20 protein-coding genes and 3 pseudogenes are annotated in these 26700 nt (G+C 71.0%); 9 read left to right on the forward strand and 14 right to left on the reverse strand.

The features are described from left to right. Positions 1-9: 9 nt before the first annotated feature. Positions 10-1047, reverse strand: a pseudogene (locus ACVDFE_RS25625) (fatty acid desaturase family protein). Positions 1048-1330: 283 nt separating this feature from the next. Between ACVDFE_RS25625 and ACVDFE_RS25630 the strand changes: the two are divergent. Further along, on the forward strand, positions 1331-2140 hold the full coding sequence (locus ACVDFE_RS25630) for a MerR family transcriptional regulator (protein ID WP_458432173.1): 810 nt from the start codon (positions 1331-1333) through the stop codon (positions 2138-2140). 35 nt (positions 2141-2175) lie between these two features. On the opposite strand, the gene ACVDFE_RS25635 is transcribed toward ACVDFE_RS25630, so the two are convergent. Further along, positions 2176-3357, reverse strand: a complete 1182-nt coding sequence (locus tag ACVDFE_RS25635) for an FAD-dependent monooxygenase (protein ID WP_458432174.1) — start codon at positions 3355-3357, stop codon at positions 2176-2178. A gap of 117 nt (positions 3358-3474) precedes the next feature. Between ACVDFE_RS25635 and ACVDFE_RS25640 the strand changes: the two genes are divergently transcribed. Further along, entirely contained in the window at positions 3475-4395 is a 921-nt protein-coding gene (locus tag ACVDFE_RS25640; RefSeq protein ID WP_458434394.1) for a LysR family transcriptional regulator, read from the forward strand. Between the two features lie 213 nt (positions 4396-4608). Beyond that, the gene (locus ACVDFE_RS25645) at positions 4609-6678 is read left to right on the forward strand and encodes an oxidoreductase (RefSeq protein WP_458434395.1); all 2070 of its coding nucleotides are present in this window, start codon (positions 4609-4611) and stop codon (positions 6676-6678) included. 75 nt (positions 6679-6753) lie between these two features. Here the strand turns inward: ACVDFE_RS25645 and ACVDFE_RS25650 are convergent, their stop codons facing one another. The 4 genes and pseudogenes from ACVDFE_RS25650 to ACVDFE_RS25665 all read right to left on the reverse strand — a co-directional run. Then, entirely contained in the window at positions 6754-7161 is a 408-nt protein-coding gene (locus tag ACVDFE_RS25650; RefSeq protein WP_360396539.1) for a hypothetical protein, read from the reverse strand. 112 nt (positions 7162-7273) lie between these two features. After that, positions 7274-8521: an MFS transporter gene (locus ACVDFE_RS25655; RefSeq protein WP_458432175.1), complete on the reverse strand. Its 1248-nt coding sequence runs from the start codon at positions 8519-8521 to the stop codon at positions 7274-7276. Between the two features lie 159 nt (positions 8522-8680). Beyond that, positions 8681-8977, reverse strand: coding sequence for a response regulator transcription factor (locus ACVDFE_RS25660; RefSeq protein WP_458434396.1), 297 nt, complete (start codon positions 8975-8977; stop codon positions 8681-8683). A gap of 2053 nt (positions 8978-11030) precedes the next feature. Next, a pseudogene (locus tag ACVDFE_RS25665) lies at positions 11031-11504 on the reverse strand (ATP-binding protein); the annotation flags it as partial. A 239-nt stretch (positions 11505-11743) separates the two neighbouring features. Between ACVDFE_RS25665 and ACVDFE_RS25670 the strand changes: the two are divergent. Next, the gene (locus ACVDFE_RS25670) at positions 11744-13294 is read left to right on the forward strand and encodes a S8 family serine peptidase (protein ID WP_458432176.1); all 1551 of its coding nucleotides are present in this window, start codon (positions 11744-11746) and stop codon (positions 13292-13294) included. Between the two features lie 58 nt (positions 13295-13352). Further along, positions 13353-14810 (forward strand): trypsin-like serine protease, encoded by a 1458-nt coding sequence (locus ACVDFE_RS25675; RefSeq protein ID WP_458432177.1) that lies wholly within the window; start codon positions 13353-13355, stop codon positions 14808-14810. A 103-nt stretch (positions 14811-14913) separates the two neighbouring features. Here the strand turns inward: ACVDFE_RS25675 and ACVDFE_RS25680 are convergent, their stop codons facing one another. From ACVDFE_RS25680 to ACVDFE_RS25695, 4 genes and pseudogenes are all read right to left on the reverse strand, one after another. Further along, positions 14914-16020 (reverse strand): pectate lyase family protein, encoded by a 1107-nt coding sequence (locus ACVDFE_RS25680; RefSeq protein WP_360396547.1) that lies wholly within the window; start codon positions 16018-16020, stop codon positions 14914-14916. A 253-nt stretch (positions 16021-16273) separates the two neighbouring features. Next, positions 16274-18245 (reverse strand): annotated as a pseudogene (locus ACVDFE_RS25685) (ABC transporter ATP-binding protein). Next, positions 18245-18823: a TetR/AcrR family transcriptional regulator gene (locus ACVDFE_RS25690; protein WP_360396883.1), complete on the reverse strand. Its 579-nt coding sequence runs from the start codon at positions 18821-18823 to the stop codon at positions 18245-18247. The pseudogene ACVDFE_RS25685 and the gene ACVDFE_RS25690 overlap by 1 nt, the downstream one beginning before the upstream one ends. 241 nt (positions 18824-19064) lie before the next feature. Beyond that, a complete protein-coding gene (locus ACVDFE_RS25695) occupies positions 19065-20198 on the reverse strand; it encodes an epoxide hydrolase family protein (RefSeq protein WP_360396549.1) in 1134 nt (377 codons plus the stop codon). Between the two features lie 74 nt (positions 20199-20272). Here ACVDFE_RS25695 and ACVDFE_RS25700 point away from each other — a divergent pair, with 74 nt between their 5' ends. Both ACVDFE_RS25700 and ACVDFE_RS25705 read left to right on the forward strand, forming a co-directional pair. Next, positions 20273-20902 carry a TetR/AcrR family transcriptional regulator gene (locus ACVDFE_RS25700; RefSeq protein WP_360396551.1) on the forward strand — a complete coding sequence of 210 codons (630 nt, stop codon included), beginning with the start codon at positions 20273-20275 and terminating at the stop codon, positions 20900-20902. Continuing rightward, positions 20899-21309 carry a PPOX class F420-dependent oxidoreductase gene (locus tag ACVDFE_RS25705; RefSeq protein ID WP_458432178.1) on the forward strand — a complete coding sequence of 137 codons (411 nt, stop codon included), beginning with the start codon at positions 20899-20901 and terminating at the stop codon, positions 21307-21309. Before ACVDFE_RS25700 ends, ACVDFE_RS25705 begins: the two co-directional genes overlap by 4 nt. Here ACVDFE_RS25705 and ACVDFE_RS25710 read toward each other — a convergent pair whose 3' ends face one another. After that, positions 21310-22002: an SDR family NAD(P)-dependent oxidoreductase gene (locus ACVDFE_RS25710; RefSeq protein ID WP_458432179.1), complete on the reverse strand. Its 693-nt coding sequence runs from the start codon at positions 22000-22002 to the stop codon at positions 21310-21312. Between the two features lie 105 nt (positions 22003-22107). On the opposite strand from ACVDFE_RS25710, the gene ACVDFE_RS25715 reads away from it, so the two are divergent. After that, positions 22108-22974 (forward strand): helix-turn-helix domain-containing protein, encoded by an 867-nt coding sequence (locus ACVDFE_RS25715; RefSeq protein ID WP_458432180.1) that lies wholly within the window; start codon positions 22108-22110, stop codon positions 22972-22974. 10 nt (positions 22975-22984) lie between these two features. Here the strand turns inward: ACVDFE_RS25715 and ACVDFE_RS25720 are convergent, their stop codons facing one another. Then, positions 22985-24610, reverse strand: a complete 1626-nt coding sequence (locus ACVDFE_RS25720; RefSeq protein WP_458432181.1) for a hypothetical protein — start codon at positions 24608-24610, stop codon at positions 22985-22987. A 91-nt stretch (positions 24611-24701) separates the two neighbouring features. On the opposite strand from ACVDFE_RS25720, the gene ACVDFE_RS25725 reads away from it, so the two are divergent. After that, positions 24702-25448, forward strand: a complete 747-nt coding sequence (locus tag ACVDFE_RS25725; protein WP_458432182.1) for a nitroreductase — start codon at positions 24702-24704, stop codon at positions 25446-25448. Here ACVDFE_RS25725 and ACVDFE_RS25730 read toward each other — a convergent pair. Both ACVDFE_RS25730 and ACVDFE_RS25735 read right to left on the reverse strand, forming a co-directional pair. After that, entirely contained in the window at positions 25396-26298 is a 903-nt protein-coding gene (locus ACVDFE_RS25730) for an AraC family transcriptional regulator (protein WP_458432183.1), read from the reverse strand. The two genes, ACVDFE_RS25725 and ACVDFE_RS25730, sit on opposite strands and share 53 nt — an antisense overlap. Before the next feature lie 12 nt (positions 26299-26310). After that, positions 26311-26604 carry a putative quinol monooxygenase gene (locus tag ACVDFE_RS25735; RefSeq protein WP_458432184.1) on the reverse strand — a complete coding sequence of 98 codons (294 nt, stop codon included), beginning with the start codon at positions 26602-26604 and terminating at the stop codon, positions 26311-26313. Between the last annotated feature and the right edge of the window lie 96 nt (positions 26605-26700).

The raw sequence follows: 26700 nt of genomic DNA on the forward strand, positions 1-26700 counted from the left end.
TTTCGTTCGTCAGGCCGTGTTGCGCAGAGGTGCGCCTGCGCCGTGCAGGTGCCGCAGCACCTCGGCGTAGGAGCGGCGCAGGGTGGTCTTGCTGTACGGGATTCAGTGGCGTCCGCAGAAGTCCTCGACGACGGGTTGCGCGTGGCGCAGGTTGGGGCGGGGCATGTGCGGGTAGAGGTGGTGCTCGACCTGGTGGTTCAGCCCGCCGAGCAGGGCGTCGACCCACCGGCCGCCGGTGACGTTGCGGGAGGTCAGGACCTGTTTGTGCAGGTGGTCGAGCCGTTGTTCGCCGGTGATGATCGGCATCCCCTTGTGGTTGGGCGCGAACGAGCACCCGAGGTAGACGCCCATGAGTCCTTGGTGCACGACGATGAAGACGACGGCTTTCAGCGGAGGCAGCACGAGGAACACCGCGGTGAGGTACGCGGCCAGCGGGACGACCTGCAACGCGGTCTCGCGCCACGGGTTGCGCAGCTCGTTGCGGCACAGGGCGACGATGCCGGAGATCCGCAGCACGACCGCTTCGGCGAGCAGCAGCGGGAAGAACAGGAAGGCCTGCCGTTTGGTGATCCAGGCGTTCAGGCCGCGTTTGTCCTTGGCCTGGGCGCGGCTGAAGGCGAGGGCGTGGATCTCGATGTCGGGGTCGTGGTCCTCGTGGTTGGGGTTGGCGTGGTGGCGGTTGTGCTTCGCGACCCACCACTGGTAGCTGATCCCGGTCAGGCTGCCGTGCAGATGCCCCACGACGTCGTTGTGCCGGTGGCTGCGGAAGATCTGCCGGTGACCCGCGTCGTGCCCGATGAACGCGAGCTGCGTGGACGCCGCGGCCAGGGCGACAGCCGTGAGCACCTGCCACCACGAGTCGCCCAGCAGCACGAAGGCCACGGCGATCCCGCCGAGCAGGACCGCGTTCACCGCCATCCGCACCAGGTAGTAGCCGCGCCGCCGGTCCAGCAACCCGGCTGCCCTGAGCTCCTTGGTGAGGCGGGCGAAGTCGCTGCCGCGCGGGCGGTCGGCCGGTTCGGTCAGTACGTCGGGCGCTGACGACATTCGTCTACTCCGGACGGTGCGGGTTCAGGTGCTCCCGCGGCGTTCGCCTGGGAGGGCGCGCGGGTGGGCCGCTGGAAGCTCGACTGGCGCAGATCAGGAGAAGAACGCCCCCGTGCGTCACCTCGTCCGCACGGTCATCGCCAGATACCCCTTTCGCGTTGGTTCAACCCGAATCGGAGGAAGTCGCGTTCCCAGGGGTGAACGACGAGACCGGCGTGTTGCACCTGCCGCAGCGGCATGTGATGTCCTTCGGGTCACCACAGCTGGAAAGGTTCCGCCTGCGATGCACTTCACGCCTCCCCGCCAGGTGAAGATCGGTGACGCCGCCGCGTTCGCCGGGACGACCCCGCGCGCGATCCGCCACTACCACCAGATCGGTCTGCTCCCCGAGCCCGAGCGGGGTGCGGACGACCGCCGCCGCTACGGCTACGACGACATGATCCGGCTGCTGTGGATCCGCAGGATGGCCGAGGCCGGCATCGCGCTCGACGACGTGCGGGCCGCGTTCGACGGGACCTGGGACGTCGCGGAGAACCTGGGGCGCCTGGAGGAGACCCTGGCCGCGCAGGAGGCGGAGATCCGCCGCCAGCGCGAGGCGGTTCAGCGGCTGCGGGTCGTGGGCAGCCCGCTGGGGTTGTTGTCGGACCTGGTGACGGACCGGCTCCGCCACCTGCCCGCCGGTGCGGTGCGCCCCTCCGACCTGGAGGCCCTGCTGGTCACCGAACGGATCTTCGGCCCGCTGGCCGCCGCGGTGCAGGCCAGCACGGTCATCGTGCTGGCCACCCACCCCGAGCTGCGGGAGGAGGACGACCGCCTGGAGGCGGCCGAGGCCGCACTCGACGACGGCGTCGATCCCGGAGACCCGCGGGTCGAGGAGCTCGCCCGGCAGCGGTTCGCCTATTACGAGGCCGTGGAACGGGCCGTCGAGGCAGCCGGGCTGGACGTCGCCGAGGAGGAGCTCTTCGCCCTCGACCTGGGCGAACAGGAAACGCGGATGAGCGCCGGCGAAGCGCTCACCAAGATGCCGTACGACTTCTCAGCCGCCCGGATGCGCTGCATCGAGCGCACGGCACAGCTCCTCGCGGACAGCTGACTCCTGCGGAAGGGCTGACGGCCCTTGCGCACGGATCAGAGGTGGCGCAACGACTGCTTCACCACGTGCGCACCTGCGAGGCAGGCGGCCGCACCCGGCTGCTCCCGGTGGCCAGGGGGCGTGATCATCCAGTGGCTGAACGCGGTGTGGTGCCGCGCGAACTCCTGTGGTGTGGCGGAGTGCTCGACGGCGGCGGACAGTTCCGCGACGCGGGCGTACCGCGGGATGCGGTCGGCCTGGTAGGCCGCCAGGGCGGAGGGCACGTCGTCGGCTGCGCCGACCAGTTCGCCGAGCAGCGCGGCGTCCTCGACGCCCAGCGTCGCACCGGCTGTGATGTGCGGTGACATCGCGTGGGCCGCGTCACCGGCCAGGGCGACCCGTGCCGAGACCCAGTGCGGCAACGGCGGTACGAGCACGACCTGGTTGTGCAGGACCAGCTCCTCGGGTGTCGCGCGGATCAGCCGCGTCAGCACCCCGTCGCGGCTGTCCTCCAGGTGGCGGGCCCGTTCCAGCGCCTGGTGCCTCGGGGTGCCGGTGAGCGGTGGCGACTGGAACTGGTTCACCAGCCAGTACACGCTGCCGTCGTGGGTGCGGACGTATCCGCCCCTGCACCCGTTGGTGCCCAGGACGAGCCGGTTCTCCGCGACCGCGACGCCGCCGGCCGGGACGATCGCGCGCCAGGCGTGGTGGCCGCGGTGTTCCTGCGCGGGGGTGCCCGGCACCAGCTGCGCGCGGACCGCCGAGTACGCCCCGTCCGCTCCGACGAGCACCTCGGCTTCCTCCGTGCTGCCGTCGGTCAACCGGACGGTGACGCCTCCGCTGTGTTCCTCGAACGCGCTGAACCCGGCGCCGAGGCGGATGTTCTCGCGCCCCACTGCGTCGGCGAGCAGGCCGGTCAGCTTCGCGCGGTGCACGAGCAGGTACCGGTGGTCTTCGGCATCGAACCCCGGGGTGTCGAGCAGCCTCCCCGAGGGGTCGTGGAAGCGCATCTCGCTGGGCTTGCCGATGGCCCGCACCTGCTCGCCGATGCCGAGCCCGTCGAACACCGCCAGTGCGTTGGCCCAGAGCCCCAGTCCGGCACCGGCGGCGCGGATCTCCGGTGCCCGCTCGCAGACCACCACGTCGACCCCGGCCCGGCGCAGGGCGACGCCCGTCGTCAACCCGACGATCCCGGCGCCGATCACCACAGCCCGCAGCACGGGCGCTTTCCCGGTCATGTTGTTGCCCTCCAACGGTTTCTCTCCCGTTCTTCGACCGTAGGAGCGACCGGGGGTTAACACCAGTGCAACTCTGGCAAGCAACCATTTCGAATGTGATAATCGGCTGTGCGCGACATTGACCTGAAACTGATCGAGGCGCTGGACGCGCTGCTCGCCGAGAACAGCGTGACCAAGGCCGCCGCCCGGCTGCACACCTCGGCGCCGGCGATGAGCCGCACCCTGGCCCGCCTGCGCCGCGTCTTCGACGACCCGCTGCTCGTCCGGGCCGGACGTGACCTCGTGCCGACACCACGGGCAGTGGAGCTGCGCGGTGAGGTGCACGCGATCGCCTCCAGGGCACGGGCGCTGTTCGCCCCGTCCGCCACGGCCGACCCGCGGAGCGCGGTGCGCACGTTCGACCTGCAGGTCACCGACATGCTGTCCACGACGTTCATCCCGTCGCTCATCGACGACCTGCGGGACCAGGCCCCCGGCATCTCGCTGCGGCTGCGGCCGGAGAACCTGGAGGACACCCCGGCGCTGCGGGAAGGCCTGGTCGACCTGGAGATCGGCAGCATCCGGCCCGGCGACGCGGAGGTCCACTCCGAAGCGCTCGTCACCGAGGCGCTGATCGGCGTCGTGCGGCCGGGTCATCCCCTCGTCGAGGTGGAAGTGGTGACACCGCAACGGTTCGCCGCCGCCGACCACGTCGTCGTGTCGCGGCGCGGCCGGGCACGCGGCCCGGTCGACGAGGAGCTGACCGAGCTGGGGCTGAGCCGCCGCGTGGTGGCCGTGGTGCCGACGTTCGCGAGCGCGTTGTTCCTCGCCTCGGAGACCGACGTCGTCTGCATCGCGCCCGCCCGGCTGGCCCGCCGGATGCTCGACAAGCTCGGGCTCCGCACGTTCGCGATCCCGGTGGACCTGCCGCCCGTGACGGTCGGCATGGCCTGGCACCCGCGCAACCACCACGACCGCACCCACCAGCTGCTGCGCGACCGCACCCGGCACATCATGGCCGCTGCGGGACCGGGTGGTCCTCCCGGACGTTCCTCGTAGTTTTTCCGGTCACCAGGAATAGCGGCAGTTGCGGTGATCATTGGGGAAATCGACTGTGGGAAAATCCCACTCTCTCCACTCGAAAGAGTGAGATTGAATCCGTTGTGGAGTGTGATTCACATTCCTATAGTCGAGAACGGCCGGTCTTTCGCGTTCTAGCCTGGAAGGTCTCCTCTCGTGAAAGCAACTGTGGCTTTTCTCGTTTCCGTGAGCATGCTGGGTTTCTCCTGCGCCGCTCTCGCTGAAGGTTCCGCGGTCGATTTCGGAAAGGGCGCGCGATTCGAGTCGGAGTGGAAGATCCGCCCGGCCCTGGACCCCGACTACGAGGTGGTTCAGCTCACCAGGGACAAAGAGCTCGACAACAAGATGTACCTCGACGTGGACCCCTACGTCCCGTCGCTCAACTCCGTCCTGTTCATGTCGGAACGGGACGGCGACGAGAACCTCTACCTCATGTCGCTCGACAACGGGAGGTTCGTGCAGGTCACGGACTCCGACGACATCGACGGCGACCACGCCAACGTCTCGCCGCAGACCGAGGAGGCCTTCTACCTCGACGACCGGACGCTGACCAGCGTCAGCCTGCGCGCCCCGTACCGCGAGAAGAAGATCCGCACCTTCTCGAGCAGGTACGACTTCAAGGGAATCCCCTCGCTCACGTCGGACGGCAAGACGGTCGCCGCGTCGCTGTACGACGAGGAGGAGAAAACCTCCTCGCTCGTCCTGGTCGACGTGAGATCGGGGGAGCTGCAAACGGTCAAGAAGATCGACGGGGAGGTCGACCACGTGTTGATCAACCCGGTGCACGGGGACACGCTGCTGTTCCACCTGCGCTACGACTCCCAGATCGGTCTGGTGGACATCGGCACGAAGAAGAAGACGATGCTGACCGATTCGAATGACCACGGTGCGCACCCGTTCTGGGCGTCCAACGGCCGGGACGCCGCCTTCGCACAGCGGAAGCAGGGCGAAACGCCGGACCAGGTGGTGACCTACAACATCCGCAAGCAGGAGTTCTTCAGCTACGACACCCGGGAGAGCAGCAACCACTACGCCATGAACCCCGCGCGGACGATCATCCAGGGCGACGGCCACAAGGACTCGACGGCCTACATCTACTTCTATTACATCAAAGCCGGCACGAACAAGGTCGACACCGTGAAGATGTTCAAGCACGGGAAGCTCTTCGAACGAGGAGTCGGTGCACCCGCACGCCGCGTTCATCAACGACACGGACCTGATCTTCAACAGCGACGCGGACGGCAACGGCAACGTGTACCTGCTGAGGGAGAAGTAGGACGCTCGGCCGTGGAGGGGGTGCGGCGCCGGGTTCCCGGCGCCGCACCCCCGCGCTCGCACCGGTGCTCGACCCAGCCGGTGCCTAGACTGGCGATCATGACGAAGCAGCGGTGGGCCGTCGCAGACCTCCCCGACCAGACCGGGCGCACCGTCGTGGTGACCGGCGCGGCCAGCGGGGTGGGGCGCGGCACGGCGACCGCGTTCGCGGCGGCGGGGGCGCGCACGGTGCTCGCCGTGCGGGACGTCGCCGCGGGGGAGCGGGCGGCGGCGGCCATGCGCGGCACGACCGAGGTGCGTCAGCTGGACCTGGCCGACCTGGCGTCGGTGCGGGCGTTCGCGCAGGGGTGGCAGGGCGGGATCGACGTCCTCGTCAACAACGCCGGGGTGGCGATGACCCCGCAAGGCCGCACGGCGGACGGGTTCGAGCTGCAGTTCGGCACCAACCACCTCGGGCACTTCGCGTTGACGAACCTGCTGCTGCCCTCGATCACCGACCGCGTCGTCACGGTGGCGTCCGGCGCGCACAGGGCGGGGGTGCTCGACCTGGACGACCTCGACCTCGCCCGGTCCGGCTACAACCCGGTGAAGGCCTACGGCCGGTCGAAGCTCGCGAACCTGCTGTTCACGCTGGAGCTGGACCGGCGGTGCCGGGAGGCGGGGTCGGCCGTCAGGGCGTTGGCCGCTCACCCCGGTTACACGGCGAGCAACCTGGGGACGAAGGGCCGCAACCGGCACCTCGTCAAGGTCGTGCACCTGGCCGGGCGGTACCTCGCGCAGAGCGAGGAGCAGGGGGCGCTGCCGTCGTTGTACGCGGCGACTCAGGACCTGCCGGGCGCCAGCTACGTGGGTCCCGACGGGAGGTTCGAGCTGCACGGCCACCCCGCGCTGGTCGGGCGGTCGGCGGCGGCCAGCGACCCGGTGCTGGCGCGGCGGTTGTGGGAGGCGTCGGAGCGGCTCACCGGCGTGACGTTCCCGCGGTGCTGAGATGAGGGAGGTCCGGCCCGCACCTCGGAGGTGCGGGCCGGACCTCCCCCGAGCGTCGCCCTGTGCCCGACGGGCTCAGTCCTCCACGCAGCCCTGCCTGGTGCAGACCACGCCACCGCGGTAGGTGTCGCCTTCCCACAGGGCCACGTAGACGTTGGTGAGTCCACCCGGGTAGTCGCAGTTGAGCCCGACGTTGAACCCCCTGTTCTCGCCGGGTTGTGCCGTTCGCGTCTCGAGAGGTGTCACGCAGTTCGCGGACGTACCGCGGAACCGGCCCTGCTTCTCGGAGGAGCGAGCCCTCAGCTCACCCGGGATGGAGACGCTGCGGTTGTACCACGTGATGGAACCGGAGAGGACGCTCGCGCCGTACTCGATCCGGAAGGGCGTGACCGGGTAGTCGCTCGTGCCGGCGACGCCGATCCCGGGAGCCGCGGCGGCCATCAGGGTGACCGCGCTCAACGTCGCGATGATTGTCTTGCGCATTGTCGTGATCCTTCGTCCGTTCAGCTGGAGCGCGGATTTCCGCACGTTGAACGAACGTAATGAGGCGTTCTACACGGCACCTACACGTGACACCGGGGCACGGCCCTCGCCGTCAACGGCTGAGTTCTTTCTCGTCACGGTCGGCGCCGAAAGTGCGCACACCGCGCACGGCGAACGGCAGCGCTGTGGTCACGACGAGCGCGCTGATGCTCACCCAGATCGCCGCCGCGATGCCCGCGACCGCCGCGAACGGCGCGGTGAGTGCCAGCCCGACCGGTTCGAGCCCCAGCTGACCCAGGTAGTCCAACGACACCACCCGCGCCAGCACGGTGTCCGGCACCCGCCGTTGCAGGGCGCTGACCCACAGCACCGCGAACAGCGATCCGCCGGCCCCGTAGACCGCCATCAGCAGCGCGAGCACCGGTACCGGGAACCCAGCAGCCAACCCGACGAGCACCGGACCGGCACCCAGCATCGCCATCAGGGCAACGGTTCCGGGTTCCTTCGGCTTCCACCGCCCGGCCATCAGCGCGCCGCCCACGGCTCCGGCCGCCTGCAGGGACAGCAGCCAGCCGTAGGACCCCAGCTCCCCGCGGGAACGCAGCACGATCGGGGCGAGCACCGCCAGTGGCGCGTGCACGAGCAGGACCTGCACCGCGCCCTGGAGGATGACCGCACCCACCCACGGCTGCCGCCCGACCGCCCGAACCCCCTCCAGCGCCTCCGAGACGGGCGACCGGCCGGACTCGGCCCGGCGCGGCGCGGAGCCGGTCGTCCGCAGGCCGATCAGAGCGACCACCGAGATGAGGAAGGTGGCGGCGTCCACCGCGAACACGACCGACGGGCCGAGGGCGGTGAACAGCGCCGCGCCCACCGGGGGCCCGATGATCAGCGCCACCCGGTTGGTCACGCCGTTGAGCCCGTTCGCCGCCTGCAGGTCGTCGTCGGGCACCAGCGAGGGGAGCAGGGCTCGCGCCGCCGGTTCGAACATGGCGCCGCCGACCCCGAGCACGAACGTGATCACCATCAGCGTCGGGACCGCCGCACCGGAGCCGACGGTGGCCAGCACCAACACGGCCACGAGCCGGACGACGTCGGCGAGCGTCATCAGCAGCACCCGGTCGCCCCGGTCGCCCAGCATCCCGCCGACCACCACGAACAGGATCAGCCCTGCGCTCTGCGCACCGAGCACCCAGCCCAGCGCGCTGGCCGGCCGGTCACCGCTCAGGACCAGCAACGTCAAAGCGACCGGTGTGAGCCCGTTTCCCAGTGCGCTGAACACCTGCCCGGTCCACAACCGCCGAAATCGCCGATGCCGGAGCGGGTGGAAAGCCTTCGGCAACCGCATGCGCGGGATCATGCCACCGCCGAATGATCGTCCTCCGGCACCGAACCGATCGAGAGTTCCTGACGTCCGATGAAATTGATGCACGTGCGGATGTCGTTCGGGGAGCCGTGCCCTGCGCAACCGCGACCACGTGCGGTGGCTGGTCGACGGCCGGCTCGGGTGACGTCGTGCTCAGCCGAGCCGGACGTCGTGCCGGGAACGGGCGTTGAGCTTGCGGCGGACCTTGACGACGTACTCCTCGACCGTGCGGCGGGAGAGGAACAGCGCCTGGGCGATCTCCCGGTTGGTGTGACCGCCCGCCAGGAGGCGGGCCACGTCCTGCTCGCGCGGGGAGAGGTCGTCGCCGTAGCCGCGTCGCCCACGGTGGGACGGGGTGGTCGCGCCGGTGCTGCGGATGCGGTGGCGGCAGCGCGCGGCGTCGACCGTCGCCCCCAGCGACTCGTAGGACCGGGCGAGGGCGTCGAGCACGCCTGGCCGGGGGAGTGTCGCCCTCGGCCTGCTCGGCGAGCTGGGTGACCCGGTAGGGCAGACCCAGCTCCCGGTGCAGGTCGATCGCCTCGCGGTAGAGGCGGTCTGCCTCGGCGCGGTCCCCGGTCGCGGAGGCGAGTCGCGCCCGGCACGCGGTCAGCGCCGCCTGGGCCAGTGGAGCGTCGGCACCTCGCAGGCCGGCGGTGGTCTCCGCGACGAGCAGCCGCGCGGTGTCGACGCGGCCGAGGGCCAGCAGGCAGTCCACGGCCTGGGGCAGGACGTCGCCCGACCACACCCACGCGTCCTTGCTCCGCAGCATCTCCACCCCGCGGCCGACGTGCGCCTCCGCCGCGGCGGCCTGGCCCCGGCTGAGCAGCATCCCCGCCATGCCGCCCGCCGCCGAGATGCCCACCGGGAAGACCGGGGCGCCTGAGTGCGAACCCGCCGCCAGGAAGGCCTCCTCGGCCCGCACCCACTCACCCCTGGCCGTCGCCAGCCAGCCGCGCGTGAGGTTCAGGTCGGTGGCGAGCAGCAGGTTCGCATAGGTGCCGAGCAGGCGGTCGATCCGCTGTCCCAGCCCCGACCACCGCCCGCTGAGCCAGTCGAGCCGGACCTCGGTGGCCTCGGCGGTGCCGACGACGTAGGAGGCACCGGCCCGCTCGGCCAGGTCGAACCCGTGGCGCAGGAACTCCCGTGCCCGCGAGTAGTACCCGATCCACGAGCACGCGTCCGCCACGTTGCAGTGCGCCCTGGCCAGCTGGTGGACCTCTTCGGGATCGTGCACCTCCGCCGGGGAGGGCAGCTGGGCGATGCGCTCCCAGGTGCTCGGGTCACCGGCGATGAGCCGCCCGCCGAGCGTGGTGGCCAGGACGGCGATGCGCAGGGCCGGGGTGGGCAGGTGGTCGACGACCCCCTTCACCCGGCTGAGCGAGGCGCGGTGCTCGGTGATGGACCCCATCCCCAGGTACGGGCCCGCCGCGGCCGCCATGCCGCGCACGGTGCGTTCCGGTTGCCCGCCGAGCAGGTCGAGGGCGTGGGCGATCTCCTCGGCACCCCGGTCCACCTTCCCGGTCTCGCGCTGCAGCAGCAGTCCGAACCACAGGTGCACCTCGCCCCGGACGTCCGGGTCCAGCCGGTGGTCCGACAGCAGGGCCTCGACCCGCGCGGTCACCACTCCGCCGGGCAGTCCGGTCAGGGCGTAGCCGCACATCCTGGTGGCCAGCCGGTTGGCGTCCCGCGCGCTGGTCCCCGGGTCGGCCAGCACCTCCGAGAGCAGGCCGACCGCGGTGGGCACGTCCTCGACCTCCTCGGCGGCGAGGTCGCCGAAGCGCAGCCACTCGTCCCTCATGCCCGCCGCCTTGGCGTGCACGGCCAGGCGGACAGCCGGCGCGTTGTCCAGTGCGGAGAGCACCGCCACCGCGCGTTCGTGCAGCTCCCGCCTGCGGGGACCGGGCAGCGAAGCGCACACCGCGCGCCGGGCGGTGTTGCACCGGAAGCCGAACCTGTTCGCGGTTCCCTCCACCAACACCCCAGACTCCACCAGCGCGACGAGGTGCTCCGTCGCCGTCTCGCCCGCCACCGCGCAGAGGACGTCCGCGGTCTCCGGCACGCCCAGCACCGCGGCGGCCTCGGCCAGCGATCGGGCGGCGCCGGACAGGGCGCCCAGCCGCTCCCGAACCGCATCCGCCACGAGGACCGGCACGTCGAGTCCGGCCACGACCTCCTGCGCGAGATCGCCTTCCGCGCGCACATCGCGCACCGGGTCGCGCAGCGCGCGAACCGTTTCCTCCACCACGAACGGAATTCCGGCCGTCTCGCGCAGGACGGCCTCGGCGAACGCCGCCGAGGTGATCTCGGCCCCCACGAGCGCATCGGCCATGGTCCGCACGTCCACCGCGTCGAAGGGGCGCAGGACCAGGTCGAGCCCGTGCGGGACGTGCACGACCTGGCCGAGCGGAGCCGCGGTGGGCAGGTCCTCGCGGCGGTAGGTGACCACCACCGACAGGTCCGGCGGCGGGGTGCCCAGCACGAACCGCAGCACCCGGCGGGTCTCCTCGTCCGCCCAGTGCAGGTCCTCCAGCACGAGGACGGTCGGCCCCAGGCAGCGGAGCAGCTCCCGCACCGCGCGGAAGACCCGGTGCCGCTCAGCCGCGGGATCGGGCAGGGGACGCGGCGCGGGCGGCAGCAGGTCGGCGAGCTCGGGCAGGTGGTCGCGCAGCGCGCCGGTGACGGGACCGGGATCGGCCAGCCGGTCACCGCACCGGCTGAGGCAGTCCAGGAGCACCCCGTACGGGAACGGCTCCGGCAGCGGCTGGCACGCACCCACGACCACCCGCGCGTCCCCGTCCCAGACCGCGGCGAACTCGGCCATCAGCCGCGTCTTGCCCACCCCGGCCTGGCCCTCCACGAAGACAGCGGCCGGCGCGTGCCGCACGGCGTCGAGCAGGGCGGCCAGCTCCGCGTCCCGGCCGACCAGCGGTACCGACCCGGATCGGACGGAGAGCGGGCGCACCCCACCACGTCCCATGCCTGCTCGCTCCTGTCGACGGCCCACCCGCAGCGGAACTCCCGCCAGGCTAGGTCGGTCGAGCGGGCACGGTAAACCCCGCGAAATAGAACGCCGTCGACCACGTGTCTTTTCCCGTACCCCTACGGGTCCCAGCCACACTTGTTCCTCCCGTCGCCCAGGCCGAATGGTGGTTGCCGAGCGGCCCGACGTCTCGAGCCCCTGCCAGCGGCCGCTCGAAACGCGCGATGGAGGAACAGATGCAAGAGCGCAGAAAGCGGTGGGCGGCAAGCCTGGTCACGGTCGTGGTCGCCACCGCCACCGTGGCGGCCACGGCGGGCCAAGCCGTGGCGCAGCAGCCGGAAGCCGCTGTCGCCCAAGCCGAACGACACCACCCCGGGCAGTACGTGGTGGTGCTCAAGGCCGAGGCCCGCGCGGCTGCCGGGGGCCAGGCCGAGGCACTCACCCGGCGCTACGGTGGCCGCGTGACCGACACGTACTCGGTCACCCTGAACGGTTTCGCGGTCCGCGACCTGTCCGAGCAGCAGGCACGGCGGCTGGCGGCCGACCCGTCGGTCAGGTCCGTGCACCAGGACGGCACCAGCAGGGCCAACGGCGAGCAGCCGAACCCGCCGTCGTGGGGGCTGGACCAGGTCGACCAGCGCACCACCGCCCTGGACAAGAAGTACGCCTACCCCAACGAGGGTGAGGGCGTGACCGCCTACGTCATCGACTCCGGGATCAGCGTCCAGCACCCCGAGTTCGAGGGCAGGGCGAGCCACGGCTACGACCTGCTCGACAACGACGCCGACGCGAGTGACTGCTACTGGCACGGCTCGCACGTGGCCGGCACGATCGCGGGCAAGACCGTGGGCGTGGCGAAGAAGGCCAAGGTCGTGGCCGTGCGCTCGCTGGACTGCCGGGGCTCCGGCCCGGACTCGGTCACCGTCAGCGCCATGGAGTGGGTGGCCAAGAACGCGGTGAAGCCCGCCGTGGTGAACCTGAGCCTGGGCATGGACGTCCTCGGCGTCGGTGACGAGCAGGTCAAGGCGATGGTGGCCAAGGGGCTCGTGGTGGTGGTCTCCGCCGGCAACAACGGCGAGGACGCGTGCGGGGTCAGCCCGGCCCGCGTCCCCGAGGCGCTCACGGTCGGCTGGTTCAACAAGGACCGCACGCGCGGCGGGAACTACGGTCGCTGCGTCGACCTGTTCGCTCCGGGTGGCAACATCCACTCCAGCGACAACGCCGGGTCCTTCCGCACCGCCAGCGGCACCTCGATGGCCTCACCGCACGTGGCGGGCGCCGCCGCGCTGTACCTGTCGGCCCACCCCGGCGCGACCCCGCAGCAGGTCGGCGATGCGCTGGTGCGCAGCGCCACCCCCGACCTGGTCAGCAATCCCGGGACCGGCTCGCCCAACAGGCTGCTCTTCGTCGGTGACGTCGGCGGCGGAACCCCGCCCCGGTGCGGAGCCAGGAGCAACGACGAGGACGTGGCAATCCCCGACGCGGGTACCGCGGTCGGCACCTCGGTGACCCAGGACTCCTGTGACGGCAAGGCTTCTGCCGCGCTGTCGGTCCGGGTCGACATCGACCACGGCTACACCGGGGACCTCGCCATCGGTCTCGTCGGACCGAGCGGGACGGCCTACCCGCTCCAGCGCGCCGGCGGTGTCGGCGAGTCCGGCGGCGTGCACCGCAGCTTCACCGTCGACGCCTCGCGCGAGGAGGCCAACGGCACCTGGCGGCTCCTGGTGACCGACACCTACCGGTTCGACACCGGCACGCTCACCGGCTGGTCCATCACGTTCTGACCGAAGTGGACGGACAACGCCCTCCGGCTCCACCACACCCCTGCACCGAAGGAACACGATGAGAACACCACGCTTCGCAGCGGTACTCACCCTGGCACTGGCCGCGGTGACCATGCCCGTCGTCACCGCGGCGGGCGCCACGCCCGCCGGCGGGACCAGCACCGCGGCGACCCCGACCGACCAGCTGCGCCCCGGTGGCGCCGGAGCCCTGATCGTCAACGGGGAACGCACCACCGTGAAGGAACACCCGTTCGTCATCGCCGGCATGCGCGTCGGTGGCAACGGCCCGCAGGGTCAGTCCTGCACCGCCTCGGTGGTCGGCAAGCGCAAGATCCTCACCGCGGCGCACTGCATGGTCGACGCCACCGGCGCCAAGAGCTACGTCTACGGCGACGACGACCTGAACACCCCCGGCGACGAGACGTTCCGCACCGCCGTCGAGTCGTTCAAGACCCACCCCGGCTACACCGGCTCCGGCGGCTGGCGCACCGGTTACGACGTCGCCGTCGTCACCACGGCCGACGACCTGCCGGTCCCGCAGAGCCAGTGGGCCGCGGTGGCCGGCTCGGGGGACAGCGCCCTCACCCGGCCCGGCGGGTCCGGCTTCTCCCTGGGCTACGGCAAGACCTCCTCGGCCGGCGGGTCCGGCGAGCTGCGCAAGACCACCCTGCCGGTCAACGACCCCGCGGGCTGCCAGGTCTTCGACATCAGGGTCAACGGCGACCTGATGGTGTGCACCGGCTACGACGACGGGCGCACCGCCAACTGCTCGGGTGACAGCGGCGGTCCGTTCATCGTGGACGGCGTGATCGTCGGCGTCTCGTCGTGGGGTGCCAGCGGCTGCAACCGCTACAGCATCATGGCGCGGCTGACCAACTCCATGGGCGACTGGGCCAAGGGCGAGATCGGCGGCGGTACCCAGCCCGGCAGGTTCGCGGTGGCGTTGTCGCCGTCCTCCGGCAAGGCCGAGCCCGGCAAGCACGTCTCCACCAGCGTCACCACCACGGCAGGCGACCAGGGCCCGGAGAAGCTGGAGCTGAGCGCGTCCGCCCTGCCCGCGGGAACGACGGCCACGTTCCAGCCCGCGGCCGTCAACTCCGGTGAGGTGGCCAAGCTGACCCTCGCGACCTCGGCCACCACCCCGGCGGGCACGTACAAGGTCACCGTCACGGCCAAGGGCACCGCGGAGTCCAGGACCGCCGAGTACACGCTCACCGTCGGCAGCGGCACCGTGAACGGCCCCACGCCCTCGGTGTCGCCGAACTCCGGCAGCGTCCCGCCAGGCGGCTACGCCACCGCGACGGTCACCGTCACCGGTGGCACGGGCACCATCCGGCTCACCGGCGCCGGCCTGCCCAACGCGCCGATGTTCACCCCGCAGACCGTCAACCCGGGCGGCACCACCCGGATGACGCTGATGGGCCCGTACCAGCGCGGCACCTACAGGGTGACCGTCACGGCGACGGACAGCGCGGGCAAGACCGGAACCGCGGAGTACACCCTCACCGTTCGCTGATCTCCCCACGGGGAAAGGTCTTGCGAACACGGGAGCCCGTGACGGCCTGTGCCGCCACGGGCTCCCCTCGTCGAACAGGATCTCGCTCAGTCCGTGCGGAGTTCTACTGGCAGCTGCCGTTCGACTCCGCCAGACCCGTTCCCGAGCCCGCCGTGCGGCTCACGACACCCGGAACGCAGGTGGCCTGGTCGAGGGTGAAGGCGTAGGGCACGGAGACGGTCGTCGTGGACTTGACGTCGGGCCCGGCGGGCCTGTGGTCGCTGCTCGGGGCGGACCACGTCACGGTGTCGAAGACGTTGCCGCTGACCTGCCAGTAACCGGCCTCCGTGGTGTAGAAGGTGCCGAGGACGTCGCGGGAGTTCTTGAAGTAGTTGTTGTCCACCTTGGCCTTGGCGCCGGCCCGGGAGTTGATGCCGGACTCGTTCAAGCTCACGTAGTGGTTGTTGTACATGTGGGCGATGCCGCCGCGCAGCAAAGGCGCCCGGGAGTCGATGTTCTGGTACAGGTTGTGGTGGTAGGTGATGAACCCGTTCGAGCGGTCGCTCTCGCTGGACCCGACCAGGCCGCCGCGACCGGAGTTGCGCAGGGTGCTGTAGGACAGGGTCACGTACTGGGTGTTGTTCTTCATGTCGAACAGGCCGTCGTAGCCCTCCGACTCGCCACCCGAGGCCAGGAGGTCGACGTGGTCGACCCAGACGTTGCGGACGTTGCTCTCCATCCCGATGGCGTCGCCGCCGTTCGAGGTGGGGGAGCCCGACTTCTTGACGTTCCTGACCGTCACGTTCCGGATGATGATGTTGCGGGACTCGCGGATGTGGATGCCCAGCTGGTCGAAGACGGCTCCGCTGCCGACGCCGATGATCGTGACGTTGCTGATCCGCTTGAGCTCGATCACGCCGGCGGCGGTCTCGCAGCTGCTGCCGGAGACCTTGGCGGTGTTGCCGTGGTTGATCGTGCCCGACACCTCGATGACGATCGGCGTGCTGCTGCTCGCGCGGCCGCACAGGGCCTGGTGGATCTGGGTTCCCGTGGTGGCCCGGACCGTCGCCCCGCCCTGTCCGCCGGTGGTCCCGCCGTTCTGGGAGGCGTAGCCGGTCGCGGTGCCGGCGGCCGCCGACGCCGGTGACGTCACCAGCACCGCGCCGGTCGAGGTCGCGACGGCCACCGCGGCCACGACAGCGGAGATCCGCCGTGCGACTGGTCGTTTCATTTGTCCTCCTGCGTCTTCGAAGATCGGACGAATTCATTGAAATGACGCTGATCGCTATGGCGGTGGGAGTCAGCGTAGCTGGCGGCGCTTTTGTCGAGTATTGCGCAACAACGCGTGCTGAGCAATAAAATTCACGGTCATGAACTCGAAGCCCTGGTCGTGCGGGTCGTCCGGATGATTCATGAATATGAACGATTCGATTTTTCGCAGCCTGGAGGACGTGATTTCGCCTGTTCGAATCGAACAGGACGCGCTATTCGACGCGTGCGCCCGGCACCTCGTCCAGGTACGCCTTGGCCTGCAACGTGAACAGCTCGGCGTACCCGGCCCCGGCCGCCATCAGCTCCTCGTGCGTCCCGTACTCGGCGACCTTCCCGTGCTCCAGCAGCAGGATCCGCTCCGCCTGCCGCACGGTGGAGAACCGGTGCGAGATGTAGAGGGTCGTGCGACCTTGCGAGAGCTTCCCGCAGGCGGGCGAACAGGTCGTGCTCGGCCTGCGCGTCCAGTGCGGAGGTCGGCTCGTCCAGCACCAGGATCGGTGCCTCCCGCTGGAACGCCCTGGCCAGCGCGATCTTCTGCCACTCGCCGCCGGACAGGCTGACGCCCTGGTCGAACCAGCGGCCGAGGGGGCTGTCGTAGCCCTGCGGCAGCCGTTCGATGCGCTCGTCGGCACCGGCGCGGCGGGCCGAGTTCTCGATGTGGGGCCGGTCTTCGAGCCGGGCGAGGTCGCCGAGACCGATGTTCTCCGCGGCGGTGCCCTGGTAGGTCACGTAGTCCTGGAACATCGCGCTGACGCGGGTGCGCAGCTCGACCGGGTCGTACTCGCGGATGTCGACGCCGTCGAGCAGGATGCGGCCGCCGGTCGGGTCGTAGAGGCGGCACAGCAGCTTGAACAACGTCGACTTGCCCGCGCCGTTGCGGCCCACCACCGCCACCGTCTCGCCGGGGCGGATCTCGAAGCTCACGTCGTCGAGCGCGGGTTCCCCCGCGCCGGGGTAGCTGAAGGTCACCGAGTCGAACTCGATGTGCCCCTCCACGGTGGACGGCATCGGCCGCGGTGCCGGTGGGGCGGTGATCTCCGGCTTGGTGTCGAGGAACCGGTACAGCGTGTCGAGGTAGAGGTTGTTCTCGTACATCCCCGAGAACGCCGTGAACAGCCCCGAGACCGACGCCTGCACCGACGCCGCCGCGGCCGTGTACAGCGCCAGGTCGCCCAGGGTGAGCCGGCCGCCGACCGCTTCCAGTGCGATGTACAGCGTGATCGCCGAGCCCGCGAGGGTGCTCAGCAGGCCCCAGGACGTCGAGCTGACGTTGCGGTTGACCGTGAGCTTGCGCTGCCGCTCGTAGGAGACGGTGCCGAGCCGGCGGAACCGGTCGACGAAGTACGGGCCGAGCCCGAACAGCTTCGTCTCCTTGGCGTAGGTGTCGGTCGTGACCAGCGAGGACAGGTAGTCCATCCGGCGCTTGATCGGCGACATCATGAAGGTCAGCCAGAACGCGCGCGATCCGTACCTCGACTGCGAGATGAACGCCGGGATCGGCGCCAGCAGCGCGACCAGCGCCAGCAGGGGGCTGATCGAGACGAGCAACGCGATCATGCTGCCGAACGTGATCAGCGTCCGCAGCAGCCCCAGCGCGGAGTTCATCATCGACAACGGCCGGGTGGGCGCCTCCTGCGCGGCCTGGCGCAGCATGTCGTACGACGCGGAGCCCTCGAAGTAGGCGAGGTGCAGGTCGCTGGCGTGGGTCATGACCCGGTGGCGGATGGTCAGCGTCATGCGTTCCTGCAGCAGCGACTGCGCGATCGACGTCAGCGCGCTGCTGACCGCGGTCGCGGCGAGCACGCCGAACTGGAGTGCCGCGACCTTCGCGATGTCCCCGGTGGTGCCGGTGTGCTGGATCGCCGCGACGACGGAGTCCAGCAGCAGCTTCGCGATGTAGGCGGTCGCGGTCGGCAGCAGCCCGGACAGCAGCGTGATCAGCGTCAGCACGACCGTCAGGACCGGGCTGGCCTGCCACGTCAGCTTCGCGACCTTCGGCAGGCCGCGGACGGTGCCCGCCACGGACGTCCTGACCCGCCTGAGGCGGGAGCGCAGGTCCTTCGGTTGCGGCTCCGGTGTCGGTTCGGGGATGTCGACCGGTCCGGTGAGCCCGCTGTCCGGAACGGTCGTGGGAGCGCGCCTGCGGCCACGCCGGCCCATCAGGAACTCCAAGCCGCCCGGCATCATGCGGCCTCCACGGCGCCGTGCAGGAAGAAGTCGACCACCTGGCGCGTGGTGGGCGCGTCGACGTCGGAGGCCAGCCTGCGGCCGCCGAACAGCAGGGTCAGGAACAGGGCGGCGAGCTGGTCGGGTGGCAGGCGCAACCGGTCGGTGTCGGGCACGAACAGCTCGACCACGGCCTCCCGGATCGCGATCATCGACTCGTGCCGCCGGCTCCTGCCGCCGTGCTCCCCGCGGCGGTGGTCGCGGTGCTTGGGACGGCCGGACGCGCGCAGCGCCCCCATGAGCGCGCCCATCCGCTCGAGGTGCGCGCCGAGCGCTTCTGCCGCCTCGACGAGGCGGTCCTCCAGCGGCTGGTCGAGGGGGATCTCGGCGATGGCGTCGAGCACGTGGTCGGGCTTGAGCGCCTCGGCCGTGCAGGCGTCGAACAGCTCGTCCTTGTCCTTGAACGCGCGGAAGACGGTGCCCTCGCCGATGCCGGCGGCGCGGGCGATCTGGCTGCTCGTGACGTTCGTGCCGTGCTCGACCAGCAGCGGCAGCACGGCGTGCACGATCATGGCGCGGCGGTCCTCCGCGCTCATGCCCGGCGCTCGCCGCCGGGCCTCGGATGTCGGTGTCATGCGCCCAGCATGCGGAGTGAGTGCTCACTCCGTCAAGCGGGTTCGCCAGGAGCGGACCGGCCGATCTCGCACGAGTGGTACCTGGTCGCGGTCGAAGCCGGGTTCAACCTGTGGCGCGGGGGAGCGGGCAACGCCATCGAGAGCTCCTCGGTCTCCGTGGACGACCGGGAACCCCGGTGAGCTGCCGAGCCGAGCTGCGTGGTCAGCGCAGCGACCGGAACGTCGTCCGGATCTCCTCGGTGAGGACGCGCGGCTGTTCGAGGGCCGCGAAGTGGCCGCCGCGCTCCAGCTGGGCGTGGTGCAGCACCGTCGTGTACCGCCGCTCCACCCACCGCCGCGACGCCTGCACCGCCTCACCGGGGAAGATGCTGAACCCGGCGGGCACGGGGTTGGGTTCCTGGGCGCCGCCGCCGGTCCTGGCCTCCTCCCAGTAGAGGCGCGCGGACGACGCGGCGGCGTTGGGCAGCCAGTAGAGCATGATGTCGTCGAGGATCTCGTCGCGGTCGATGACGTCCTCGGGGTTGCCGTCGCTGTCGGTGACGTCCTGGAAGAGCGTGTAGATCCAGGCCGCGAGGCCGGCCGGTGAGTCCGCGAGCGAGTAGCCGATCGTCTGCGGGCGGGTGGCCTGTTCGCGGGCGTACGCGCTGAGCTCGTCCTGGTAGCGCTGGGCGCGGGCCACCATCCGCTGCTCCTCCTCGGTCGCCTCGGCCAGTTCGGCGGCGGTGGGGAACACCAGCGGCAGGTTGAAGTGCACGCCCCGGCACCGTTCGGGTGCCCTGCGGGTCAGCTGCTCGACCACGGCCGCGCCCCAGTCGCCGCCCTGCGCGAACCAGGTGTCGTGACCCAGCCGCAGCATGAGGGTGGTCCACGCGTCGGCGACGCGGGCGGCGGTCCAGCCGGTCGTGGTCGGTTTGCCGGAGAACCCGAAGCCCGGCATCGACGGGATCACGACGTGGAACGCGTCGCGGGCGTCGCCGCCGTGGGCGACCGGGTCCGTCAGCGGGCCGACCAGGTGCCGGAACTCCAGGACCGAACCGGGCCAGCCGTGGCACAGCAGCAACGGCACCGCGTCCGGCTCGGCCGAGCGGACGTGCAGGAAGTGGACGTCGACGCCGTCGATGGTGGTGCGGGACGAGCCGAGGTCGTTGAGGACCTGCTCGGCCCGCCGCCAGTCGTAGCCGGTGGCCCAGTGCTCGCACAGGGCGCGGATGCGGTCGAGCTGCGGACCCTGGCTGCCGTCGGTGACGGTCTCGCGGTCGGGCCACCGGGTGGCGGTCAGGCGGGCGCGCAGGTCCAGCAGGTCGGCTTCGGGGACGGCGATCGGGAACGGCTCCATGGCACGAGCGTAACCCAGAAGTGGAAGAAATCTTCAACTTGGAATTTCTCTTCCGCTTGTCTAGGGTTCGGTGCGTGACCGGACCCCCTCCCTTGCGGCGCGATGCCGAGCGCAACCGTCAGCTGCTGCTGCGCACGGCGTACGAGCTGATGGCCACCCAAGGACTTGACGTGTCCTATGAGGACATCGCGCGGGCCGCAGGCACCGGGATGGGCACGGTGTACCGCCGCTTCCCCGAGCGCCAGGACCTGCTGGACGCCCTCTTCAGCGACCACGTCGACACGGTGGTCGGCTTCGCGGAGGAGGCCGCCGAGCACGAGGACGCACTGGCGGGGCTCGCCTGGTTCCTCGAACGGCAGCTGGAGGTCGAGGCGCAGAGCCGCGGCCTGGGGGAGCTGCTGCGCGGCCGCGACCAGGCCACGGCGCTGGTGCAGCGGGCGCACGACCGGATGACCCCGCTGGTGGCCGGCCTGGTCGACCGGGCCGTCCGCGCGGGTCAGCTCCCCGCCGGTGCGACGCCGGCCGACTTCGCCGCGGTGCACGTGATGGTCGGCAGCGTCATGGACGCCACCCGCACCCGCGCACCCGGCCTGTGGCGCCGTTCCCTGCGGATCGCCCTGGCCGGCCTGCGCCACGCCGACCTCTCCGGCGACGCCCCCGACGAGGCGCTCATCGGCCACCTCTACAACGACCAGACGAGATGAAGGCCCTCACCATGACGGCACTGCCCGCCGACCTGATCGCCGTGCTCGACGCCAAGGCGTTCTGCTTCGTCACCACCCTCATGCCCGACGGCTCACCGCAGATCTCCCAGACCTGGGTGGGCACCGACGGCGACCACGTGCTGATCAACACGGTCGACACCCACCAGAAGACCCGCAACCTCCGCCGCGACCCGCGCATCGCGATCGGCATCGCCGATCCGGCCAACCCCTCCCGGTACTGGGCGCTGCGCGGCAGCGTCGTGGACATCACCGCCGACGGTGCGCGCGAACACATCGACGAGCTGTCGCAGAAGTACCTCGGGCGGCCCTACCCGGGCTTCGGCGGTGGCGGCGAGCAGCAGCGCGTCGTCCTCACGGTGAAGGTCGACCGCATGCACACGCCCTGATCAGGACCAGGCGAGCTCGCCCTCGCGGGACACGAACCGGCCTGTGCCCGCCCCGCGGCCCTCGGTGGCGAGCGCGTCCGTGCCCTTGGTGATGGTCTGGAAACCGCTGTGCCCGTTGAGGTCCGTCGCGGTGTAGCCGGGGTCGGCCGCGTTGACGCGGATGCCCGGCAAGCCCTTGGCGTACTGCGTGGTCAACATCGTCAGCGCCGCCTTCGAGGCGGCGTAGAACGGTGCGACCACGCCCGACTCGGGGCGGCCGGGGTCGTGGGTGAGGGCGAGGGAACCCATGCCGCTACTGACGTTGACGACGACCGGGTCGCCGGAGCGGCGCAGCAGCGGCAGGAACGCGTGCGTCGTGCGCACGACGCCGAGCACGTTGACCTCGAAGACGGCGAGGGCGTCGGCGGCGGTCAGGTCGCCCAGCTCCCCTCCGAGGGGGCCGTGCACGCCGGCGTTGTTGATCAGGACGTCGATGCGGCCCTCGTGGTCGCAGACGTCGGCGGCCGCAGCGGCCACTGACGCGTCGTCGGTCACGTCGATCGGGACGAACCGCGCGCCGAGCGCCGCGGCGGCCTCCTCGCCCCGCTCCCGGTCGCGGGCACCGACCAGGACGGTGTGGCCGAGCCCGGCGAGGCGGCGGGCGGTCTCGCGGCCGAGACCCTTGTTGGCCCCGGTGATGAAGGTGATCGTCATGAGACCGATCGTGAGCGCCGGCGCGGCCGTGGACCAGGACCGGCCCGGCGGTAGGAACGGCAGTACCACCCTCCCACCCGGACAACGGACGCCGCGGGCAGCAGGATGGACGTCGTGACGACCTCCGGCACCGGACTCGGTGCGATGATCCGGACCTGGCGGGACCGGCTGTCCCCGGCGGCCGCCGGGATCGGCACGGCGCGCGGGCGGCGTGCGGCGGGGCTGCGGCGCGAGGAGCTGGCCGACCTGGCTGGCGTCTCGGTCGACTACGTCGTGCGGTTGGAACAGGGGCGGGCCACGGCCCCCTCCGCGTCGGTGGTGGCATCGCTGGCGCGTGCTCTGCAACTCTCCACCGCCGAGCGGGACCACCTGTACCGGCTGGCCCTGCTCGTGCCGCCGGCCGAGGGGACCATCTCCGACCACGTCCCGCCGGGGATGCAGCGGGTGCTGGCCCGCCTCGGCGACGTGGCCGCCGCCGTCTTCGCGGCGGACTGGCAGCTGGTGTGGTGGAACCGCGGGTGGGCGGCGCTGCTGGGCGACCCGGCCCTCTCCCCGCCCCGGTCGCGCAACTTCGCCCGCGACCGGTTCGCCGCCGACGGCGGCCCCGCCCGCCTCGCGCGGTGGCCGGTGACCGAGGCGGACCGCGCCGCCACCGACGCCGCCGTCGTCTCCGACCTGCGCCGCGCGACCGGCCGGTTCCCGCGGGACCGCCGCCTGGCCGCGCTCGTCCGGGAGCTGACCGCGGGCAACGAGACGTTCGCGCGGCTGTGGGCCACCGGGGCGGTCGCCGCGCACCGCGAGGACCACAAGACGGTCCACCACCCGTCGGTGGGCCCGGTCGAGGTCGACTGCGACGTCCTGGGCGACGGCGACACCGAGCTCAAGATCGTCGTCATGACGGCGGTGCCCGGCAGCGCGGACGAGACCAAGCTCCAGCTCGCCACCGTCACCGGCGCACCCACCGCCGTCTGACGGGCGTGCATCAGTCGCCTGAAGCCGCCCAGCCGAGCTCCTCCAGCAACGGCAACGGCACCGTGGAGTACTCCGGGAACCGGTGGTACGGCTTGACCATCGGGCGGAAGCGCTCCGGCAACCCGCCCGACCGGGCCAGCGCGGCCAGTGCCGTGCCGATGCGTTCACCGGGGACCTGGAACGCCAGGTCGTGACCGTCCAGTTCGGACACCCGAGGCAGCCACCCGTCCAGGAACGCCTCCATCCGTGGGCGGTGGCCGGCGAGTGCGTCGGCGAAGACCGAGGACAGCGCGAGCGTGACGGCGGAGTCGTGGCGGTCGCCGCGGAAGTGGCGCACGGTCAGGCTGATCGACTCGTTCGTGCTGTCCGGCCCGCGCTGGGCGAACACCTCGCCGAGCGCGGCCCACGCGTCGACCTCGGCCAGGGCGGTGAGGGCGGACTCCCGGTCGCCGCGGGCGAGCAGGGCGCCCTCCAGCACGAACCACAGCGGGCCCAGTGAGGTGCGCCGGGTCAGCTCGCCGGTCGCGGTGCCGAGCAGCCGCTGCGCCGCGGCGACCGTTCCCGGGACGTCGACCCACAGGTAGTCGACGTCGGCACCGGTGATCGTCTGCGGTGAGGAGCGGAGCGCGGTCTCCAGGGTCGTGCGCTGGGCCGCGGTCAGCTCCTCCGGCGCCAGCGCGCGGTAGCCGTCCCCGCTGCCGCGGAACTGGCGCGCCATCCGTTCGAGCAGCCGGGCGTGCAACGTCGGACGGCTGCCCTCGGGCGCGGTCAGCAGCCCGTCGTCGTCCGTGCCGAAGGTCCACGCCGCCGCGGCCAGCTCACCGAGGTCACCCGTCCACGTGTCGTGCACCGGGTACTCGCCCTGCGCGAGGTGGTGCAGCAACGCCCGCGTGCCGTCGTCGGCGAAACCCGAGTAGACCAGGCAGGCGGCCGCGGCACCGCGCACGTGCAACGACGGGCTGGTCGTCATCAGATCCCGTGCCGCGGCAACGTGGTCCACCCTCGCGTCGGTGCGTCGCGCGCAGCCGGGCGTGACGCCGTTGTCGCGCGCGGCCAGGAAACCGTGGGCCAGGCAGAGTCCCGCGGACGCGTCGGGTGTCAGGGCGGGCAGCCTCTCCGGCTCCCGGCCCAGCAGCACCAGCAGCCGCAGCGCCTCGTCGTCACCGGTGCGGGTCCACATCGCCTCGATGTCGGCGGCGAACTCCGCGACCAGCCCCGCGTACTCGCTCGTGGCCTTGGCGACGTCGTCCGGCCGGGCCACGAAGTGCGTCTCGCCGACCGCGATCCTGGCCAGGAACAGCGGTGCCAGCTCGTTGTCCTGGTGCAGCAGCTCGGCCAGGAACGGGATCGCGGCCTCGGACGCCGTGTAGACCGACCCCTGGTGCGTGGTGGCCGAGTAGAGGCCGTACACGCCGAAGTTCCGGTCGCCGTCGTCGTCGCTCGTGATCGCCTCGATGAACAACGGCGTGTCGGCGGCCGTGCCGTAGGCGTCCTCCAGGGCCGTCCAGTCCACGTCGGCCAACCCGGGGGGAGGCGTCGTGCGGCCGCGCAACGGCGGCCGTTCCGCGTCGTCCCCGTCCTCGTGCCCGCCGAGGTCCGGCGGTGCGAAGGCGGGCAGCGCAGCAGCGTCGAACATGGTCCGTCCTGCCAGGTCAGAGGGGTGATGTGGAGGCTAGCAGTGCCGTGCTAGCTTCCGCCGGGAGATCGACACCGCCGCGGAGGTCGCAGTGAGCACGACGACCGGGTTGCACGAGGCGCTGCGGCGGCTGCTGGACGAGAGGTGGACCTGCCGGCAGTTCCTGCCCGACCCGGTCCCGAGGTCCACGATCGAGCAGCTGCTCGCGCTCGCGCAGCGCACCCCGTCGTGGTGCAACACCCAGCCGTGGCACGTGGTCGTCACCGAGGGCGCCGGCACCGAGCGGTTCCGCACCCGGCTGCTCGGACACCTGCGGGAGCACCCCGGTCAGCCGGACTTCCCGTTCCCCGTCCAGTACACCGGCGTCTACCGGGAACGCCGGCGTGAGTGCGGCAAGCAGCTCTACACCAGCGTCGGCGTCGAACGCGGTGACCACGAGGGCGCCGCGCGGCAGCTGCAGCGCAACTTCGAGCTGTTCGACGCACCGCACGTCGCGATCATCACGACCGAGGCGGACCTGGGCGTCTACGGCGCCGTCGACTGCGGCCTCTACCTCGGTTCATTCCTGCTCGCCGCCCAGAGCCTCGGCCTGGGCGCCGCACCCCAGGCCGCCCTCGCCGGGTACAGCGACTTCCTGCGCGACCACTTCGAGCTCCCCCGCGACCAGGCGGGTGGTGGCCGGCGTCTCGTTCGGCCACCCCGACCTCGCGCACCCGGTGAACGGCTTCCGCACCTCCCGCGCGGACGTCGGCAGCGCCGTCACCTGGCACTCCTCGTAGCGCGCTTCAACGCCTTGCTTTCCGGAGACTTCCGGGCGATCTCCCCGTCGAGCGCTTGAACGCGACGTTGAACGCGCTGGATGACGAATATTCAAGATGTCGCGCAATCTGGTCGACCGACATCTCCGTGGTTTCCAAGAGGCTGAGTGCCAGCTGCATCTTCCACTGCAACACGTACGAGGCGGGAGGAATCCCGGCACTTTCGCGGAACTTTTCGATGAAGACCGTCCGCGAAAGCCCGCAGGCGCGCGCCAACTCGCCGACCGACAGGGCGAACTTGCGCTCGTGGTGGATCAGTCTCACGGCAGGGCTGAGCACCGGGTCTGCAAAGAGGTGGATCCAGCCGGCGGGGAGTGCCAAGCCGGCCGACAGCCACTCGCGCATGACGTGTATGAAGAGGATCTCCAAAACGTGTTCGGAGGCGCGGTGAGATGCGGGCAGCCGGTGCTTCATCTCAACGTCCAGCTGCCGCAGCAGCCATCCCATGGCCGGGCCGGCGTTCGAATCAGCGGAAACGTGGGTGACGGCCGGCACGGCTTGTTGCAGGAACAGATCAGCCCCGCCTCTCAGGTCGACGTGCGCGGTGACGCACACGGTCTCATCGTCAGGCGAGGGCGAGATGTCCCGCTCGCCGAGGACGGCCTGCGTGGGTGCCATGTCGAGCTTCGTGCCGAACACGAACGGAGACCGGCCATCCAGGACAAGCGCTTCACCGGCTGCTACTTCGAGCCACTCCGGCTCCTTGCCGAGGCGGAACTTGATCTGCCCTCGCGTCACCGCCAGGACCTTGACCCTGCCGGGCGGTGGCGATTGGATCAACCAATCGCCCGAACCGGACCGATGACCGGCAAGGACGCAACTGAGACGCAATGTGCTCATCACGTCGGAAAAAATGTCTTCGCCGGTCATGACTCTCCGGTGTCAGGCGTTGATCTCATCCCACCACTCCAGCGAGAACGAGTCGATCATCTCACCGAAAGCCTCGCTGACTTCCGGTGTGGTGGCGCGCCAGGCGGCGTAAGCGGCCTGGTCCTCCTTGGAATCCCACTGCTCGATCAGCATGAAGTTGTCGGGGTTTTTCGCCTCGCGCACCACGCGAAGCCCGATGAGTCCCGGACGGGAGCGCGTGGCAGCCAGCGTGACCCGGTAAAAATCGATGACGTCTGACGCGCGGCCGGGCTTGGCCGTGACTTTCAGCAGAGCGGTGTGTGCCATGAGGAGCCTTCTTCTGGGGGAGTGGCCGGTTCGGCCTGGAACTACCTGTCGCAGGTCGCTCAGCCAAGCTACAGGCTCCGATGCGGACCGCAGTCG

The organism is Lentzea chajnantorensis (assembly GCF_054300775.1).